Raw genomic sequence first — 16,855 nt, 5'->3', positions numbered from 1 at the left:
CCTTCTCCCGCACAGCTTCGCCTTCTGGAGGCCCCCTATGTCCCGCACCATCCGGGTGACCGCCCTGACCGCCCTGTTCTCCACCGTCCTCGCCGGGTGCGGGACGGTCGCCGACGACGTCGGCGCGGGGATGGACGAGGTCAAGGCAGACCTGGAGTCCGCCGCCGACGACGTGGCGAACAACGGGGAGCTGTTCACCGGGACGAAGATGCTCGGCACCGACGGCGGCGACGTGAACGTCTCCTGCTCCGGCGGCCCCGCGGACGAGCGGCCCGTCGTCGTCCTGATGCCCGGGATGGGCGACGGGCTGGACACGATGGCCGACCTGCAGGAGGCCGTGAGCGAGAAGGACCGGGTCTGCTCCTACGACCGGTTCGGCGAGGGCGGGAGCGACGCGCCGAAGGGGGCGCAGAGCATCGCCGACGCCGGAGAGACCCTCACCGCGGTGCTGGAGGACGTCGCCCCGGACGGCCCGGTCGTCCTGGTGGGCCACTCGCTGGGCGGGCTGATCGCCGCCCGCTACGCCCCCGACCACAAGGACGAGGTCGCCGGACTGGTGCTGCTGGACGCCACCTCCCCGACGATGATCGACGACATCACCGGGGTCATCCCCGAGTCCGCCGAGGGCGAGGGCGCCGAGGTGCGCGCGCAGAACGTCGCCCTGTTCGGCGGGGAGAACCCGGAGATGATCACCATCGACAGCGACCCGGAGGTGCGCTCGGCGGGCGACATCCCGACCGAGGTCATCCAGCACGGGGTCCCCTACCTGGGCGAGGTCCCCGAGTACGGCGACGACCTGGAGCGCGTGTGGACGGAGGGCCAGGAGAAGTGGCTGGCGGTCTCCGAGGACAGTGAGCTGAGCACCGCCGAGGAGAGCGGCCACTACATCCACACCGACCAGCCCGACGTCGCCCTGGACGCCGTCCGGCGCGTCACCGACAAGGCCGCCGCCTGAGCCCGTCGGCCCTCGGACCGGCACCCCGACCAGGGCGGTGGGGGTGCCCGCATGCGGTCCGCTTGTCGACATGTGCGGAGTCGACAAGCGGATTCGCGTGCACATCGATCTCCGCGCGCACTGTGCCCACCGGGGAGTCGACATGCGGGTTCAGAGGCACGTCTCCTTCCCCGCATGTCGGCCCGGGGAACCTCTCGCCCTGAGGGCACGCGGGTCCGGGGAGGACGCCGACGCCCGGGAGGGGGCGGCCGGTGATCCCCCACCTGAGGCTCAGCCGGCTCCCTCCGGTCCGTGGGCGGGCCGCGGGGTGCTGCGCATCCGTTCCTCCAACTCGGCCAAGAGGCCGGGCAGGTCGGGGGCGACGGCGGCGTCCTGCAGTGTGGCGGCGGCGAGGAACCCGGAGTCGACGAGCCCCTGCAGCGCGTCGAGCAGGGGTGTCCAGAAGCCCCCGGCATCGAGGAACCCGACCGGCTTGGAGTGGAAGCCCAATTGGCGCCACGACCACACCTCGAAGATCTCCTCCAAGGTGCCGAGCCCTCCGGGCAGGGCGAGGAAGGCGTCGGAGCGGTCGGCCATCAGCGCCTTGCGTTCATGCATCGAATCGCACGTGATCAGCTCGGTCACGTCCTCGTGCGCCCACTCCCGTTCGACCATGCTCTTCGGTATGACGCCGACGACCTCGCCGCCCGCCTTCAGCGCGCTGTCCGCGACCGCGCCCATCAGCCCTTTGCGGCCCCCGCCGTAGACGATGCCGATTCCGCGTCGGGCCAGCTCCTTGCCCACGCCGACGGCGAGCTCGGCGTGCGCGGGGTCATGCCCGTCGGCCGAGCCGAGAAAGATGGCGACACGTCGCATGAAGGTCTCCGGGGGTGTGCGGCGGAGGGTCCGGTCCACCACATGTACACCACCCACCGGTGCCGGCACGGCGCCGGGGCGGGACCGGCCGGGACGGGGGAGAGTACTCGGCCGCCGCCCGCAAGGGAGCCCGGGCCGGAGCGGCCCGGGCTCCGTCGGAACGTCCCGATGGGGTCGGGACGCCGACCCTCCTCAGTCTCCCGAGACCGTCTCCTCTGATCGGGAGGCGTCCGAGCCGTCGATCGTGAACGTCCCGATGACGGTCGTGCCGTCGCGCTCATAGAGCGGGATCCGGACGTCCGGGATCGCGTCCCTCTCCTGGGCGTCGATGTGCTCCAAGACCTCTTCCCGCGTCTGGTCGGGGCCCTTGAGGTCGTCGGCCTTGACGTAGCCGAGCGTTCCGTCGTCGCCGTAGGCCTCGATCAGGTCCGGCTCCTCCTGGGGGGTCCGGGCCTCCAGGGCCGAACCGTAGGTCTGCCCCTGGGCGTTGGTCGCGTACGAGGGGGCGGGCCGGGCGGGCCCGCCGTCGGGGAGCATCAGCGACGAGGCCTGTGCTCCGACCGCACCGGCGGCGATGAAGGCGGCCGTTCCGAAGACCGCGGTGAGCATCCTGCTGCGCTTGGTCCTCATTTCTCCACCGGATCCCTAGAAGCCGATATTGGGGCTGCGGAACGTGTAGTAGTTGTCGTACCCGTTCCCGTTGTAGTGGCGGGTCACTCCGTAGCTATTGTACGAACCGCGCCCGCAGCCGTTGGTGTGCCGTGAGGTCGAGATCCCGCTCGCGGTTCCCGAATTGTAGTACCAGGCCCCCTGCGAGCACAGGGAGCCCCCTTTGAACAGGCGCGGCCGGGCTCCCAGGTACCCCGTCGGCAGGTTCCCGCTCCGGGAATTGTTCCGGGTGGCGGCGTAGAGGTTGTAGTTGACGCTCTGGTCGCTCACCACGGCCTGGTTGGTGTAGTTCTTGCCGTAGATCGGGCCGATGTAGCCCAGCGGGCCGCTGGCCGTGGCGGCCAGCGCGGGCGGCGTCGCCAGCCCGAGGGTGAGGCCGATCAGTGCGGCGGCCGCCACGGTGCGCCGGCGGCCGGGCGTGGGGGATTTCCTCATCGCGTGTATTCCTCTGTGGAATTCTGTGGGGTCGCTTACGCGAATCGGAGGCCGAACGCCCGTCCGGTCCGCGTGCGCGGCGGACGGAAATGGATCTTGCTTCGCGCTCGACCGAATTCGACACGCCGAACCTACCCGTAGGGGAGTCGCGCGGCAACGGCGGGTGATCAGTGGATGACGGCGCCACCAGTGGGCACGCCGAAATGGCCGGATCGGGTCACCGGTGTTTTATCCGCTTTGCCCCGGACGCCCCGGAAGCATTTCACCCGGTACCGGTGGTGGAGGAGGAGACCCCGGGGCCCGTGTGGAGGGATTCGCGTGCCTGTCCGGCGGCGGGGAGATCTGCGAGCGCGTCGGCCGGGACCTGGAGAGCGGCGGCCCCGCGCCTCCGGCGCCGATGGGCGGCGGAGGAGCTGAAGGGGGGCGGTCGTCAACGAAGGAGCGGGGTCGGGGACCGCCCCTCGCCGCGGACGGGGCTGCGGGGTTAGCGTCTCCCCATGTCCTCTTTGGCGGCCGAAGGCTCCAGGATTCTCCCCCTCCCCCTCTGGCTCATCACCGTCGTCGCGGTCGTGGTGGTCGCCATCGTCACCACTGCGGTGCTGCTCTGGAGGAACCGCGGAGCGGAGCGCCGCTCCGCGGCCGTGGCGGCGGGGCCGAACGGCGGACCGGAGGCCGTTGCGGCGGACGCGGCGCCGACCGCCCGGAACGGCCCCGGCGATCCCTCGCACATCGGCCCCTACCGGGTGCACGGCCGTCTGGGCGGCGGGGGCATGGGGCGGGTGTTCCTCGCCCACTCCCCGGGCGGGCGCACCGTCGCGGTGAAGGTCGTCCATCCCGGCCTGGCGGACGACCCGGAGTTCCGGCGGCGCTTCGCGACCGAGGTCGAGGCCGCCCGGCGCGTGGGCGGGTTCTTCACCGCCCAGGTGGTGGACGCCGATCCCGACGGCACTCCGCCCTGGCTGGCCACCGCCTACATCCCCGGCCCCTCCCTGCAGGAGGTGGTGCAGGGGCACGGACCGCTTCCGGCGGCCCCGGTCGCGGCGCTGGGCGCGGGCCTGGCCGAAGGCCTGAAGGCGGTGCACGGCTGTCGGCTGGTCCACCGGGACCTCAAGCCCGGGAACGTCGTCCTGTCCCCGGATGGGCCCCGGGTGATCGACTTCGGCATCGCCCGCGCCCTGGACTCCACGTCGGCCACTCGGACCTCCACCGTTCTGGGCACCGCCGCGTTCATGTCGCCGGAGCAGGTGACCGGGCAGGAGGTGGGACCGGCATCCGACGTGTTCTCCCTCGGGTGCGTCCTGGCCTTCGCCGCGAGCGGGCGCAGCCCCTTCGGCGAAGGCCCGGCGTACGCGGTGACCCACCGCGTCGTCTACTCCGAGCCCGACCTGGCCGGGCTGGCCGGCCCCCTCAAGGAGCTGGTCGACGCCTGTCTGGCCAAGGACCCGGCCGAGCGCCCCGCCCTGGACCGCGTGCTCGCCGTGTGCCGTCCCCTGTTCTCGTCCGACCCGGGGAGGCCGGACGGGACGGGGTCCTCCGAGGCCCTCACCGAGGTCCTCTCCCGGCACGCGACTCGCGTCGAACCTCCGGGAACGCCGCCGTGAGGCCGTTCACCCGTCGCCGGTGACCCCTTCCCGGGGGTCCGGCGCGGCCGTGTCCCCTGACGGCTCCACCGGGCCCGTGTGGAGGACCTCACGTGCCTGTTCGGCGGCGCGGAGGATGCTCTCGCTGACGAAGTCGCTGAAGCGCGCGATGTTCTCCAGGCGGGTCGCCGCCGGGGTGTCGCGGCCGAGGACCCCGATCCCCTTCCGTGCGATCGCGGAGATCTGCGCGAGGCCGTGGGCCCCGGCGACCGTCGACCGGTACCAGACGTCGTCGTTGACGATGTAGCGCTCGCGGCGCCCCTGGTCGCGTTCACGGGTGACCAGGCCGAGCTCGTCCAGGCTCGCGACGGCCTTGGAGACCGACGCCGGGCTCGTCCCCAGGTGCCGGACGAGTTCCGCGGCGGTGAGGCTGCCGGTCGGCGAGGTGAACAGCGCGGCCAGCACCCCGGCCGCCATCTTGGGCAGGCCCTGCTGCATGAGGAGCGTGGTGAACTCCTCCTCGTACTCGCGCACGGCCGCGTCGTCGGCTCCCTCACCCCGGGCCCGCGCCTCCTGCCCCTGGGGCCGGGTGGGCCTGCCGCGCCGGGCCCGGCGCTCGCTGGCGCGCTGGGCCAGGTCCGAGCGGTAGCCGTTGGGGCCGCCGTTGCGCATGACCTCGCGGGTGACCGTCGACGTGGGCCGCTCCAGGCGCCTGGCGATCTCCGCGAAGGCCAGCCCGTCGGCCAGCCCCAGCGCGATCTGCTGCCGCTCCTGCTGAGTGAGCCTGCTTCCCGACACCCTGTCTCCCCCTCCGTGTGGGCCCGATGCCGCCAGCGTAGCGTTACTTCGCCGTCCAACGCAACGATCGGCGAGGTGTGCATTGCGTTAGTCTCTTGCTCGACGCAATGATTATATTTATCTGACCTGCAGATTTGAGATTCCATCGCAACGATGGCATTGCCTGGACCGTGAAGGCAACGTAGCGTTTCGTTCATCGGAAACGACGAGCGAACGCAGGAGACCACGATGCAGACCTTCACCACCCCCGCCCCCGTCACCGCGGTCATCGACATCCCCGCCGGGCGCATCCAGGTCGTCGCCGCCGACCGCGCCGACACCACCGTCGACATCCGCCCCGCCGACGCCTCGAAGGGGCGCGACGCGAAGGCGGCCGAGCAGACCGGGGTCGCGTTCGGCGACGGCGTCCTGCGGGTCACCGGCCCCGGGGCGGCGAACCGGCACGTCGGTCCCACGGGCGCCGTCGAGGTCACGATCCAGGTGCCCACCGGCTCCGACGTCGACGCGACCTCGTCCTACGCCGAGTTCCGCGGGGTCGGCCGGCTCGGCCGCGTCGCCGGGCAGGGACTGGGCGGCGCCGTCCGGATCGACGAGGCGGCGGGTGCGCACCTCACCGCCTTCGGGGACGTCTCGGTCGGCCGCCTGACCGGCCCCGCGGAGGTCACCACCCAGAAGGGCGACGTCACCGTCGACGAGGCCGCCTCCGGCGCGGTCGTGCTGTCCACGCAGATGGGCGACGTGACGGTCGCCGCGGCCCCCGGGGTCTCCGCCTCGCTGGACGCCGGGACCGCCCACGGCCGCGTCCACAACTCCCTCAAGAACACCGACGGCGCCCCCGGCCTGGCCATCCGTGCGACGACCTCCCACGGCGACATCACCGCCCGCACCCTGTAGCGGACGGGCACGGACGACGACCGGCACGACCACGAGGAGGAACCGATGACGAAGCACACCGGGCACACCGCGAACGACGCAGGCCAGTGGTCCGGCATGGTGCCGGTCGACGACACCGCCCTTGCCGTCACCGACACCGGCGGCGCCGGAACCCCGGTGCTCTACCTCAACGGCCAGTTCGCCACCCAGGGCTACTGGCGGCGCACCGTCGCAGAGCTGGGCACCGGCTGGCGCCACATCACCTACGACGAGCGCGCGCGGGGAAGGAAGTCCGGTCGGTCGGCCGACTACTCCTTCGAGGCCGCGGTCCGGGACGTCGACGCCGTCCTGGAGGCCCGCGGCGTGGAGAAGGCCCTGGTGGTGGGCTGGTCCTACGGGGCGGTCGTCGCGGCGCACTGGGCGAACCGGAACCCCGGGCGCGCCTTGGCCGCGGTCCTGGTCGACGGCGCCTTCCCCTACGACTGGATGGACGAGGCCATGGAGGAGCGCGTCCGGACGCTGTTCCGGCGGGTCGCCTGGCTGTCGCCCCTGCTGCGGCCGACGGGCCTGCTCCCGCGGATGAACGCCGAGGAGATGGCGGTCAGCAACATCGAGCTCGGCCGCCTCTCCCTGGAGAGCGAGCTGTCCCCGGTGCTGGACGCCCTCACCGTCCCCACCCGCTACGTGGTGGCCTCGGGGACGTCCTTCGGAAGCCGCGGCGACGAGCAGGAGCGGATCCGCACCAGCCTCGCCGAGGTGACCGCCCGCAACCCGCACATCGAGGTCAGCGCCAAGGTGCCCAGCAACCACGGTGCGATCCTGAAGAAGGACGCCGCCGCCGTCGCCCGGGCCGTGCGGGAGGCCGACACCGCCCGGCGCGCAGGCGTCGACGGCCAGGCTCCCGCCGACTGACGGGCGCCGCGCCGCCCGCGCCGCCCCGACACCGTCGGGGCGGCGCGTCGGCGTGCGCGCTTCACCGGGTCAGCTGGAGCCGCGCCCAGGCCGCGCAGGTCAGGACGGTGAAGGCGGCTCCGAACACGGGCACCAGGGCGAGCTGGACCGCGTTCACGGCGGCCCCGCCGCTCATCGCCCAGAGGGCCGGGGCCGCCAACGGCATCCAGCCACCGGCTCCGGCCAGCGCCCCGACCTGCGCGATCGCGACGAGGGCGATGGTGCCGCCGACGCCCGCGAGCAGGGAGCGGGTGACGGTGGCGATCCAGGCGACCGGGGTGGCGAGGATCCCGGTGAGCGCCACCAGCGCCGACAGCCGTGCGAGCGCGCCCCCGGCCTCGGCGGTCGGGGCGCCGTAGCCGAGGAGGAGGCCCAGGGCGGCGACACCGAGCGGGAGGACGAGCCCGACGAGGACGGCCCACAGGAGGTGGACGGTGAGTTTGGCGAGGGCGATCCTCCCGCGGCCGACCGGGAGCGCGAACAGGCCGGTGATCGTGCGGTCGGTGAACTCGCGGGCGAACATCCAGGACAGCACGGACCCGAAGCCGAGGAGCGCGGCGGCGGCGGCGATCTGGTGCGCCCCCGCGACCAGCCCCTCCCAGTCCAGGGCCGCTGCGGGCCCCGCCTTGGCGATGAGCCGGGGGTCGCCGCCCGCGACCCCGGCCGTGATCCCGGCCAGCAGCACGACGATGCCGAGGACCAGGGCGAGGGTGGCGGTCCCCCCGACCGGGGAGCGCGCCAGCTTGAGCGCCTCGACGCGGACGGCGGTGATCATCGTGTCCCCTCCCCGTCCCGGTCGCGCCGCTCGTCGTCCTCGCGGACGCGTTCGAAGAAGGCGCGTTCGAGGTCGGCCCCGGTGGTGTCGAGGCGGCCGATCAGGCGGCCCCGGTTCATCAGCAGCACGCGGTCGGCGATCCGCGCCACCTCGTCCAGGTGGTGGCTGCTGACCAGGATCGCCGCCCCCTCGCCCGCGCGTCGGGACAGCTGTTCGCGCAGCAGGATCACCGACGCCGGGTCCAGTGCGTTGCCCGGCTCGTCGAGCACGACCAGCCGGGGGCGGTGCTGCAACGCGGCGGCGAGGCCGGTCCGCTGCCGGTCGCCCAGCGACAGGCGCCGGAAGCGGCGGTCCGCGACCGGGGCGAGCCGCCATCGGTCCACGGCCTCCTCCACGCGCCGGGTGTCGCCCCCGCGCAGCAGGCAGGCGATGCGCAGGTTCTCCCGCACCGTCAGCTCCGGATACGCCGGCGGCACCTCGACCAGCGCCCCGACCCGCCCCCACGCCGCGTCGGGCAGGTCCGCCGAAGGTTCGCCGAACAGCCGCACCCGGCCCCGCTGCGGGCGGAGCATCCCCAGCGCGAGGCGCATCAGCGTGGTCTTGCCCGCCCCGTTCAATCCGATCAGGGCCACGACCTCGCCCGGGTCCACATGGAAGGCCAGGTCGTCGACGCCCGTGCCCCCGTGGAACCGGAAGCCGACGCCCGAGAAGTCGAGCACCTCACCCACCACCCAACACGTCCAGCGCGCGGCCCAGGGCGTCGTCGAGGGACGACCGCTCCGAGCGCGCCCACTCCAGCAGGGCCACGCTCAGCCCGGAGACCATCGCGGTCGCCGCGGCGCGCGCCGGTGCCGCGGCGGCCCCCCGCTTCGCCAGCGCACCGGCCAGCGCCGCGATCGTCTCACCGCTGTTGCGTTCGAGCGCCCCGTGAAGGCTGCTCGCCTCCGCGATGATCCGCAGGCGGATGCGCAGGTCGCGGGCGCTGTCGGCGTCGATCCCGGCCCATGCCCGCCGGATCCCCTCGGCCAGGGCCCGCATCGGCGGCTCCTCGGCGGGGCGGGCGCGCACCGCCTCGGCCATCAGCGGGTCGAACGGGTCGGCCAGCAGCAGGGCGTCCTTGGAGGGGAAGTGCCGGAACAGGGTCATCTCGCTCACCCCGGCCCGCTCCGCGATCCGGGCCGTGCTCGCGGCGTCGTACCCGTCCTCGGTGAACAGCTCCAGGGCGGCCCGCCTCAACGCCTCATGCGTGCGGCTCCAACGGTCCATACGACAATGTTAGTCACTAACACCGCGAGGAGGGCAGGGGCTGTGGCGCGTGCCGCGGGAGAGGGCGGGCGGGGCCCAGGGGGCGACGGCGCCGACCGGTCGATCCGGGTTTCGGTGGAGAGGCATGTCGACATGTGGCCATGCCGTTATGGCGCTCTGCGGGCCCGGCGTCCCCGGCGGTGATCATGGTGCGCGGTCGGGGCCGCGCGTACGACGGTTCCCGTGCGCCGTCCGCGGGCGGAGGCGGCCTGGAGCCCGGGGCACGGGCATGGAAGTACCGTCATTCCCGGTTTCGGGCGCGATTAAAGCCGGTGACCGTCATCGGCCTGGGCCCTTGTCCCCCTCCAGGTGCTACGCAACCCTGACATAATGCTCAATAACCGCGAATTAATGCACAGTTCATGAATTGATTTTCCGGTAGGAAATCGTGCGGCCGAGCGGGCGGGGCAACGGGGGTGGGGCGCCGGAGTGCGCCCCGGTCGCCGCCAATGCGTCCGCGCCGCGGTGCCCACCGCTTTTCAGGTGCCCGACCGGGGCGGTACCTGCTCCGGAAGGGGGCGACGATCCGCACGGCGATCCCGTGCGGTACCGCAGCACGGACATTGAACGAAAGGCGCAATGGACGCCATGTACGTGACGCATCCCGCCCCTCGGAACGAGGGAGAGCGAACCGGCCTCCACCTCGACGTCCGGGTCCTCGGGGCCGTCGAGGCCGCGCGCGACGGGGTCCCTCTCGCCCTGGGAGGGCAGAAGCAGCGCGCGATCCTGGGGGTCCTGCTGGCGAACATCGGACGGCACGTGTCCGCGGACGAGATCGTGGACGAGGTCTGGCGGGACGCCCCGCCCCCCTCGGTGAAGGTCTCCCTGCACAGCTACGTGTCCCGGCTGCGCGCCCAGCTCGGGGGAAAGGAGGCGCTGCGGCGCCGGGGCTCGGCCTACCGCCTGTGCCTGCCCCGCCACGCGGTGGACGCGGCCCGCTTCGAACGGGCCGCCGACGAGGGCTTCGCCGAGCTGCGGCGCGGCCGGCCGGACTCGGCCGTGGGCCACTTCGACCGCGCACTGGACATGTGGGCCGGCTCCCCCTTCGCCGACCTGCACGAGTACGCGTTCGCCCGGCACGAGGCGGACCGGCTGGGAGCGCTGCGGCTCACCGTCCTGGAGGAGCGGGCCGGGGCCCGGCTGCGGCTCCGCGACTGCGGGGCCGACCCGCTCCTCCGCAAGGCGTGGGAGGAGAACCCGATGCGCGAGCGCCTGGCCGCCCGCCTGATGTACACGCTGTACGCCGACGGGCGGCAGGCCGAGGCGGTGGAGGTGTTCCGCCAGACGCGCTCGCGCCTGGTCGAGGAGCTCGGCCTCGACGTCTCCCCCGAGCTGTCCCGGGCGCACATGGACATCATCCGGCGCCGGGTGTGATGTCCCGGACGGGGTGGGCCCTCAGGCGAAGGCCCGCCCCGTCCACGCCCACTGCCCGCGGAAGGGCCGCAGCATCGGGGCGGCCGCGTCGGGCGCGCCGCCCCCCGCCAGCCGGGCGTACAGGTCCTCGGCGTGTCCGAGGAGCAGGTCGAGCGCCTCGGTGTGCGCGAGCCGGTCGGCGAACAGGGCGCGCTCGCGGTCGGCGGCGACCGCCGGCGCCCCGGGGCGGGCGGCCAGCGCGGCGGCCCGCGAGCACAGGTGCTTGACGTCGTAGGTGATGGGCCCGAACGCGTTGATCGCGCTGAGCAGGAGCGCTTCGCCCGCGCTCCGGCACATCAGCTCCCGCGCCGGGGACGGCAGCACCGTGGTGTCCTCCAGCAGGCTCAGCGCCATCACGAAGTTCAGGGCCGCCGCCGAGGCGCGCACGGTCTCCTCGCCCAGGCCGGGGCGGAGCCGCTCGACCAGGCCGCCGCCGTACAGCGGGACTCCGATGGACAGGCGCTGGACCAGCCGCACCTCCAGCGGCTGCAGGTTGGGCAGGTCCGGGGGCGCCGCCGCGCCGGAGGGCGCGCCGGCCGCCCCGGCCACCACCCGGGACAGCTCGTCGGCGCGGGACCGGTCCACGTACTCGGTGTTGACCACCAGCCCGCCCACGACCGTGTCGAAGCTGTCGCCGAAGGTGGAGGGGTGGTTGGTGGCGCCCGGCGGCCGGGCCGGGGCGGACCCGTCGGTGAGCACCAGCAGGTCCAGGTCGGAGGTGGGGTTGAACTCGCCGGTGGCGTAGGAGCCGGTGAGCAGCACCGCCTGGGCCGGGCGCGGGTCCAGGACGCGGGCCGCGTCCAGGTCGTCCGGGGCGATGCCGCGGGCGGCGAGCGCCCGCACCACGCCGCCGGGCAGGGAGTCCAGCGCCTCGGCGGCGGTCGCGGCGGCCGGGGCGCCCATCAGCGGCTCCGCGCGGCGCGGACGGCCTCGGCCGCGTCCCGCAGGTCGGCGTCGGGGAGCAGCGGGTAGTCCTCGCTGCTCTGCACCACCGCCCCGTTGTCCAGGACCTTCTCCACGATCGCGCCCTTGAGCATGCAGTCGTTGAAGGGGCCGTCCGCGGCCTGCGGCGCCAAATGGACGTGCAGGTGGTCGAAGGACCCGCCGAAGATGTAGACGTAGACCAGCTCGGCGCCGGTCGCCTCCTTGATGGCGGCGGTGCTCTCGGCCAGGACCGTGCCGAACGTCGCCGCCGCCTCGCCGTCGAGCTCGTGCACATAGCGGATGTGGCGCTTGGGCTCCAGGAAGGAGAATCCGGGGGCTTCGCCGACGACGGCCGTGGTCAGCCTCCAGTTCTCGTCCTCCCACACCTGGACCCGCATCAGGTCCGGGTCTGCGTCCACGCCGCGGCACATGATGCAGTCCGCCACGATCACCACCCAATTCACGGATTGCCGGGGCTGGAATCAGGGATTCCCTTTCGATTCCCGTTTCCGGGGGCCGTCCGGCCATTCCGGCGGCGTTTCGGCGTGTTCCCGTCCGAGGGGGCCGGAAAATCGGGGATCCCGTTCGTCCACCCCTTCTTACCCGACCGTCACCGGGGCGTCCAGAGCGGAATGGAAAATCGCCTTCCGACCACGGGTGCAAGTGTCCGTCATGGCGAATGCAAGGCGCTGTCAAGGGCCGATTGGCAGGGTGATCGGCGTCCCTTCCCGCAGGAGGTGCCGTGCCCACTGAGGAACTCATGGCGTTCGAGCTGCTCGCCGACCGCTTCGCCGAGGTCAACGACCGGATCGACCTGCCGGACGCCGGTTTCTACCGCGGCCTGGCCGAGGGCGCCCGGGGGCCGGTGGTCGAACTCGGCATCGGCGACGGGCGCGTCGCCCGGACCGTCCGCCCCGGCGCCGGCGTCGACGGCTCCGGCCGGGCCCTGGAGCGGTGCCGCGAGCGCGTCGGCGACCGGATCCGCCTCATCGAGGCCGACCTGGCCGAGTACACCCTCCCGGCGCCCGCGGCGCTGTCCTACGCCGCGCTCAACACGTTCAACCACGTCGCCACCCGCGGCCACCTGCGCCGGGTGCTGGCCAACGTGCGCGCCAACACCGCGCCGGGCGGCCTGCTGGCCTTCGACGCGGCCCTGCCCGACGCGGCCAAGCTGGCCGCGCGCGACGCCGTGGTCGTGGAGCGCTTCGCCCACCCGGCGGTGCGCTGGGAGGACACCACCCGCGTGGTGGACCTCGCGGACGGCCGGGTGGAGCTGGGCATCCGCTTCGAGCGGCTGGACGCCTCGGGCGCGGTCACCGACCGCGTGTACGGCCCGCCGCTGCCGTTCCGCTTCCTGTGGCCCGAGGACATCCCCGGGGACCTGGAGGCGGCCGGGTGGCGCCTGCTGGACATGTGGGGCGACTTCTCCCGGGCGCCGCTGCGCGCCGACGGCCGGACGGCCGTGGTGCTGGCGCAGGCGCAGGAGGGCGGGCGATGAGCGGGCCGTGGCGGTCGGAGGAGATCACCGCGGCCGACGGCGGCCCCGCCCCCTGGGACTGGCTGGTGGACGCGCACGCGGTCTTCGACGCCCGGATGACGGCCACCGGGCCGGAGCACCCCTGCTACTTCGGGGTGCGCGGCCAGCGCCGCGGCGACAACCGCTTCGCCGCGGTCGACGACCGCCTCCCCCACCACGGACCGGACGCCCTGGCCCGGACCGTGCGCGCCTTCCGCGACGAGGCCTGGACCGGGGCGCCGCGCAAGTCGCTCATCGTCTTCGCCGGACCGCCGCGCGAACATCCGTCCCTGGAGGAGGACACGGCCCGGTTCTGGGCGCTGCTGGAGGGCCTGAGCGCACGGGACCGGGACCCGTGGCCGCCCGACGTCCCGTCCGATCCGTCCGACCCGGCCTGGCAGTGGTGCTTCGCCGGGGAGCCCTGGTTCACCTTCATGGGCAGCCCCGCCTACGGCGCCCGCCGCAGCCGTGATCTGGGCCCCTGTCTGACCCTCGTCTTCCAGACCCGCCGCGTCTTCGAGGGGATCGGCGGGTCGACCCCGGCCGGGCGGTCGGCCAAGCGCCGGGTCCGCGCCGGGCTGGCCGGATACGACGCGGTCGCCCCGCACCCCCACATGGGCGACCCCCGCCGGTCCTCCACCCACAAGTGGCGCCAGTACGCGCTTCCCGACGACACGGCGGTCGCGGACCCGCAGGGCTGCCCCTTCCGCCCGCCCGCGCCCCGCCCCGGCGGGCGCACCGCCTAGCGGGGGCACCCGCGCGCAGAGAGGAGCAACCATGGGCGAGACCGACGAGCGCTTCTGGGAACGGCACGTGTTCGTGCTGATCAGCCCGGACGCGCTGCACCGGGGGCTGCAGGGGCGGATGGCCGAGCGCCTGGCCGCCGAGGGCTTCCGCCCGGCGGCGGCGCGCCTGGTGCGCGCCGACCCGGAGATGATCGACGACCTGTACGCCGACGTGATCGCGGGCCAGTGGCAGACCTGGCGCTACCGGCTGGTGGACGCCCTGTTCTCCTCCGGCCCGTCGCTGGCGCTGCTGTGCCGGGGCGCCGACCGCCACGGCGACCCGCACCGGGCGCTCGCCGAGCGCAAGGGCCACCAGCACCCGCACCGCGCCGCCCCCGGCACCATCCGCGCCGACTTCGGCGCCGTCAACAGCGTTCTCGGGCTCATGCACTCCTCGGACGGCCCGCAGGAGTCGGCCCGCGAGGCCGGGGTGTTCGGCCTGTCCCCCGCCGACGCGGACGGCGCGGACGCCGCCTACCTGTGCGGGCTGGGCGGCGGCGGGGCCGAGGAGCGCCGGGGGTTCGACGCCGTCCTGGCCGGGGTGCGCACCCGGGCGCTGCTGGCGCTCTGGGAGGACCTGCCCGCCGGGGTGCGCACCCGGGCCGGGGCCGCCTTCCCCGACCGGTCGGCGCTCGGCCGCCCCGGCGCCGGGGACGCGCTGGCCGACCTGGTGGCCGGGCACGTGCGCGGCCCGCTGGCCGAGGTGCTGCGCTGCGAGTTCACCCCGGACTGGCAGGACCGGGTGCGGATGCGCACCGTGCTGGAGGAGCTGGAGCGGATCGGGGTGCGCCCCGACGCCTGGGAGCACCTGGTCCTGGAGACCTCGCTGTACTTCCCGCCCGCACGCGACCGCGGCGCCGTCGGGGCGGAGGCGGCGGCCTGATGGGGGCCGCGGCGCGGATGCGGGTCACGGTCGAGGACACGATCGGGCGGATCGGGCGCGGCGCCTGGGAGCGCCTGGCCGCGGACTCCTCGGTCTTCTACGGCCGCGGCTTCCTCCGCAGCATCGAGGAGCGGCCGCTGACCGCCGGGTCCAAGGCGTTCTACCTGGTGGCCCGGGACGGATCCGGCGAGCCGGCGGCGGTGCTGCCGCTCTACCTCGCGCACACCGCCGACCCCTTCGCGGCCGATCCGGACGCCCCCGCCGTGCGGATCCTGGCCGGGCACATGTGGCACTGCTATGAGACGGCGCTGCCCTCCCGCGTGCCCGTCGGCCCCGGGCTGGTCGGGCCGCTGTGGGAGGCGCTGGCGGACCTGGCCGCCGAGACCGGGGCCGACACCTGGGGCCTGGTCAACATCCCGCTCGGCGGGGACCTGGCGGCGGCGCTGGAGGGGATCGGGCTCGAACCGCAGGAGACCACGCCCCGCTACCGCCTGCCCCGCGACCCGGGACCGGCCTCGGTGGACGACCACCTCGCCGGGGTGGGGCGCTCGTCCCGCCGCACCATGCGCCTCTACCGCAGGCGCGCCGCGGACGCGGGCGCGGTGGTCCGGTTCGACACCCCCGACCGGGCGCTGCGGCGGGACGTGCTCGACCTGTGCCTGGCCACCGCGGACAAGCACGCCCCGGGCTACTACCCGCCCGACGAGCTGGAGGCGCTGCTGCGCGCGCTCGGCGAGGACTGCCGCATTCTGCGCCTGGAACTCGACGGCACCCTGCTCGCCGCCTCCATCTGCCTGCTGGACCGGCGTTCGGCGCACTTCTGGGCGGGCGGGTGCCTCTACCCGCGGGAGCTGAACTGGAGCCCGCAGTACGTGCTCTTCGCCGCCGAGATGGAGGCGGGGCTGGGCACGGGCCTGCCCGTACTGGAGTTCGGGCGGCGCAACGACGAGTTCAAGACCCGGTACGGGCTGCGGCCGGTGCGCCTGGGGCGGGTGGTCGGATGACCGCCGTCGTCCCCGGGTTCGACGAGAAGGCCTGGTCCCTGTTGGAGCACGGCTCCCCGCTGCAGAGCCCCGCCTGGCTGCGGGCGATGGGCGGGCGCCTGCCCGGCGCGCCCTACACCGTCACCGACGGAGGCGACGTGGGCTTCTTCGGCGCCGTCGTCACCGACCCGGACGCCTACGAGGCCTACAACCCCCGCGCCGTCCTCTGGCGTGACCCGCCGGTCTTCCCGGTGGCCGATCCCGGGCGGCGGGCGCGGCGCCTGGCGGAGCTGCCGGACGCACCCGCCCGCGCGCTGCCGGCACTGGTGCTGGTCGCCCCCGGGTACCTGGGCGACCCGGCCGGTCGCAGCGCCGACCGGGCCGAGGCGGTCGGGCGCTGCCTGAGCGGCGCCGCCGCGTGGGGCCGGGCCAACGGGATGGCCGCGCTGTACGTGCTGTACACCCGCGGTGCGGCGGCCGAGAAGGCGGTGGCAGGGCTCGGTGGCGTGTCCTTCCCGCTGACGGAGCGGTGCGCGATGCCGGTGTGGTGGGACGGCTGGGAGTCCTACCTGGCCGGTCTGCCCTCGGCCCGCCGCCGCGAGGTGCGTCGGGAGCGGCGCCGCGCCGAGGAGGCGGGGGTCGAGGCCGTGCGGGTCGACCCGCACGCCGAATTCGACCGCATCCTGCACGGCCGGTGCTCTCTGCTCGAGCGCTACGGCCAGCGCGCCGACGCCGAGGCCGAACGGGGGAGGCTGGAGCGGCTCCTCGCCGAGTTCGGCCCCGGCCTGACCGCCTACGGGGCCCGCCACGACGGAGAGCTGCTCTCCTCCTGCGTCGCCGTGCGCACCGGGCGGACGATGCACGTCGTCTACTCCGGCGCCTCCGAGGCCGCCGAGCGGCTGCCGTTCGCGCACTTCATGGCCGCCTACTACGCCGTCGTCGACCACACCGGGCGGTCGCTGCTGGACGAGATCGACTACGGCATCGGGCACGCGCAGGGCAAGCTGCTGCGCGGCTGCACCCCGGCGCCGGTGCGCGGCCACGCCGTGGCCCTGGACCCCGCGCACGCCGACGAGCTGCGGCAGGCCGCCGCCCTGCTGTCCGAACCGGCCCCGACGGCCCCCGCCCCGCCCTGACCGCCGCCCGACCGTGCCG

General features: G+C 74.3%; 19 protein-coding genes. 10 read left to right on the top strand and 9 right to left on the bottom strand.

Going from position 1 to position 16,855, the window contains the following annotated elements; genetic code table 11:
* Nucleotides 1-37 precede the first annotated feature (37 nt).
* Nucleotides 38-955, top strand: a complete 918-nt coding sequence (locus O4U47_RS09540) for an alpha/beta fold hydrolase (protein WP_270677327.1) — start codon at nt 38-40, stop codon at nt 953-955.
* 270 nt (nt 956-1,225) lie between these two features.
* Here O4U47_RS09540 and O4U47_RS09535 read toward each other — a convergent pair whose 3' ends face one another.
* The 3 genes from O4U47_RS09535 to O4U47_RS09525 all read right to left on the bottom strand — a co-directional run bounded on the left by O4U47_RS09535 (nt 1,226) and on the right by O4U47_RS09525 (nt 2,914).
* Nucleotides 1,226-1,810: an LOG family protein gene (locus O4U47_RS09535; RefSeq protein WP_270677326.1), complete on the bottom strand. Its 585-nt coding sequence runs from the start codon at nt 1,808-1,810 to the stop codon at nt 1,226-1,228.
* 192 nt (nt 1,811-2,002) lie between these two features.
* Nucleotides 2,003-2,440: a hypothetical protein gene (locus tag O4U47_RS09530; RefSeq protein ID WP_270677323.1), complete on the bottom strand. Its 438-nt coding sequence runs from the start codon at nt 2,438-2,440 to the stop codon at nt 2,003-2,005.
* A gap of 15 nt (nt 2,441-2,455) precedes the next feature.
* Nucleotides 2,456-2,914, bottom strand: a complete 459-nt coding sequence (locus O4U47_RS09525) for a hypothetical protein (RefSeq protein ID WP_270677322.1) — start codon at nt 2,912-2,914, stop codon at nt 2,456-2,458.
* Nucleotides 2,915-3,411: 497 nt separating this feature from the next.
* Between O4U47_RS09525 and O4U47_RS09520 the strand changes: the two genes are divergently transcribed.
* Complete coding sequence (locus tag O4U47_RS09520) at nt 3,412-4,515, top strand: serine/threonine-protein kinase (protein WP_270677321.1); 1,104 nt, start codon at nt 3,412-3,414, stop codon at nt 4,513-4,515.
* Nucleotides 4,516-4,521: 6 nt separating this feature from the next.
* Here O4U47_RS09520 and O4U47_RS09515 read toward each other — a convergent pair whose 3' ends face one another.
* On the bottom strand, nt 4,522-5,292 hold the full coding sequence (locus tag O4U47_RS09515) for a GbsR/MarR family transcriptional regulator (protein WP_270677320.1): 771 nt from the start codon (nt 5,290-5,292) through the stop codon (nt 4,522-4,524).
* A 228-nt stretch (nt 5,293-5,520) separates the two neighbouring features.
* On the opposite strand from O4U47_RS09515, the gene O4U47_RS09510 reads away from it, so the two are divergent.
* Nucleotides 5,521-6,186 (top strand): DUF4097 family beta strand repeat-containing protein, encoded by a 666-nt coding sequence (locus O4U47_RS09510; RefSeq protein WP_270677319.1) that lies wholly within the window; start codon nt 5,521-5,523, stop codon nt 6,184-6,186.
* 45 nt (nt 6,187-6,231) lie between these two features.
* Nucleotides 6,232-7,077: an alpha/beta fold hydrolase gene (locus tag O4U47_RS09505; RefSeq protein ID WP_270677318.1), complete on the top strand. Its 846-nt coding sequence runs from the start codon at nt 6,232-6,234 to the stop codon at nt 7,075-7,077.
* 61 nt (nt 7,078-7,138) lie between these two features.
* Here the strand turns inward: O4U47_RS09505 and O4U47_RS09500 are convergent, their stop codons facing one another.
* From O4U47_RS09500 to O4U47_RS09490, 3 genes are read right to left on the bottom strand one after another with little or no spacing between them, the layout of a single operon-like run.
* Entirely contained in the window at nt 7,139-7,891 is a 753-nt protein-coding gene (locus O4U47_RS09500; protein ID WP_270677317.1) for an ABC transporter permease, read from the bottom strand.
* Nucleotides 7,888-8,610, bottom strand: coding sequence for an ABC transporter ATP-binding protein (locus tag O4U47_RS09495; protein ID WP_270677316.1), 723 nt, complete (start codon nt 8,608-8,610; stop codon nt 7,888-7,890). Before O4U47_RS09495 ends, O4U47_RS09500 begins: the two co-directional genes overlap by 4 nt.
* Nucleotide 8,611: 1 nt before the next feature.
* A complete protein-coding gene (locus tag O4U47_RS09490) occupies nt 8,612-9,157 on the bottom strand; it encodes a TetR/AcrR family transcriptional regulator (protein WP_270677315.1) in 546 nt (181 codons plus the stop codon).
* A gap of 618 nt (nt 9,158-9,775) precedes the next feature.
* On the opposite strand from O4U47_RS09490, the gene O4U47_RS09485 reads away from it, so the two are divergent.
* Nucleotides 9,776-10,570 carry an AfsR/SARP family transcriptional regulator gene (locus O4U47_RS09485; protein WP_270677314.1) on the top strand — a complete coding sequence of 265 codons (795 nt, stop codon included), beginning with the start codon at nt 9,776-9,778 and terminating at the stop codon, nt 10,568-10,570.
* Between the two features lie 21 nt (nt 10,571-10,591).
* Here the strand turns inward: O4U47_RS09485 and O4U47_RS09480 are convergent, their stop codons facing one another.
* Nucleotides 10,592-11,512, bottom strand: coding sequence for a nucleotidyltransferase domain-containing protein (locus O4U47_RS09480; RefSeq protein WP_270677313.1), 921 nt, complete (start codon nt 11,510-11,512; stop codon nt 10,592-10,594).
* Nucleotides 11,512-11,952, bottom strand: coding sequence for an HIT family protein (locus O4U47_RS09475; protein WP_270677312.1), 441 nt, complete (start codon nt 11,950-11,952; stop codon nt 11,512-11,514). The genes O4U47_RS09480 and O4U47_RS09475 overlap by 1 nt, the downstream gene beginning before the upstream one ends.
* A 323-nt stretch (nt 11,953-12,275) precedes the next feature.
* Between O4U47_RS09475 and O4U47_RS09470 the strand changes: the two genes are divergently transcribed.
* Genes O4U47_RS09470 through O4U47_RS09450 form a run of 5 tightly spaced genes read left to right on the top strand, consistent with a single transcriptional unit; the run spans nt 12,276 to nt 16,836 of the window.
* Entirely contained in the window at nt 12,276-13,031 is a 756-nt protein-coding gene (locus O4U47_RS09470; protein ID WP_270677310.1) for a class I SAM-dependent methyltransferase, read from the top strand.
* A complete protein-coding gene (locus tag O4U47_RS09465) occupies nt 13,028-13,795 on the top strand; it encodes a YqcI/YcgG family protein (protein WP_270677309.1) in 768 nt (255 codons plus the stop codon). Before O4U47_RS09470 ends, O4U47_RS09465 begins: the two co-directional genes overlap by 4 nt.
* 31 nt (nt 13,796-13,826) lie before the next feature.
* Nucleotides 13,827-14,717 carry a nucleoside-diphosphate kinase gene (locus O4U47_RS09460; RefSeq protein ID WP_270677308.1) on the top strand — a complete coding sequence of 297 codons (891 nt, stop codon included), beginning with the start codon at nt 13,827-13,829 and terminating at the stop codon, nt 14,715-14,717.
* The gene (locus O4U47_RS09455) at nt 14,717-15,721 is read left to right on the top strand and encodes a GNAT family N-acetyltransferase (protein ID WP_270677307.1); all 1,005 of its coding nucleotides are present in this window, start codon (nt 14,717-14,719) and stop codon (nt 15,719-15,721) included. The genes O4U47_RS09460 and O4U47_RS09455 overlap by 1 nt, the downstream gene beginning before the upstream one ends.
* The gene (locus O4U47_RS09450; RefSeq protein WP_270677306.1) at nt 15,718-16,836 is read left to right on the top strand and encodes a GNAT family N-acetyltransferase; all 1,119 of its coding nucleotides are present in this window, start codon (nt 15,718-15,720) and stop codon (nt 16,834-16,836) included. The genes O4U47_RS09455 and O4U47_RS09450 overlap by 4 nt, the downstream gene beginning before the upstream one ends.
* Nucleotides 16,837-16,855 lie beyond the last annotated feature (19 nt).

Origin of the sequence: Nocardiopsis suaedae, assembly GCF_027706745.1 — a bacterium.
Classification (GTDB): Bacteria; Actinomycetota; Actinomycetes; order Streptosporangiales; family Streptosporangiaceae; genus Nocardiopsis_A; species Nocardiopsis_A suaedae.
This window is presented reverse-complemented; position numbering and strand designations above follow the sequence as displayed.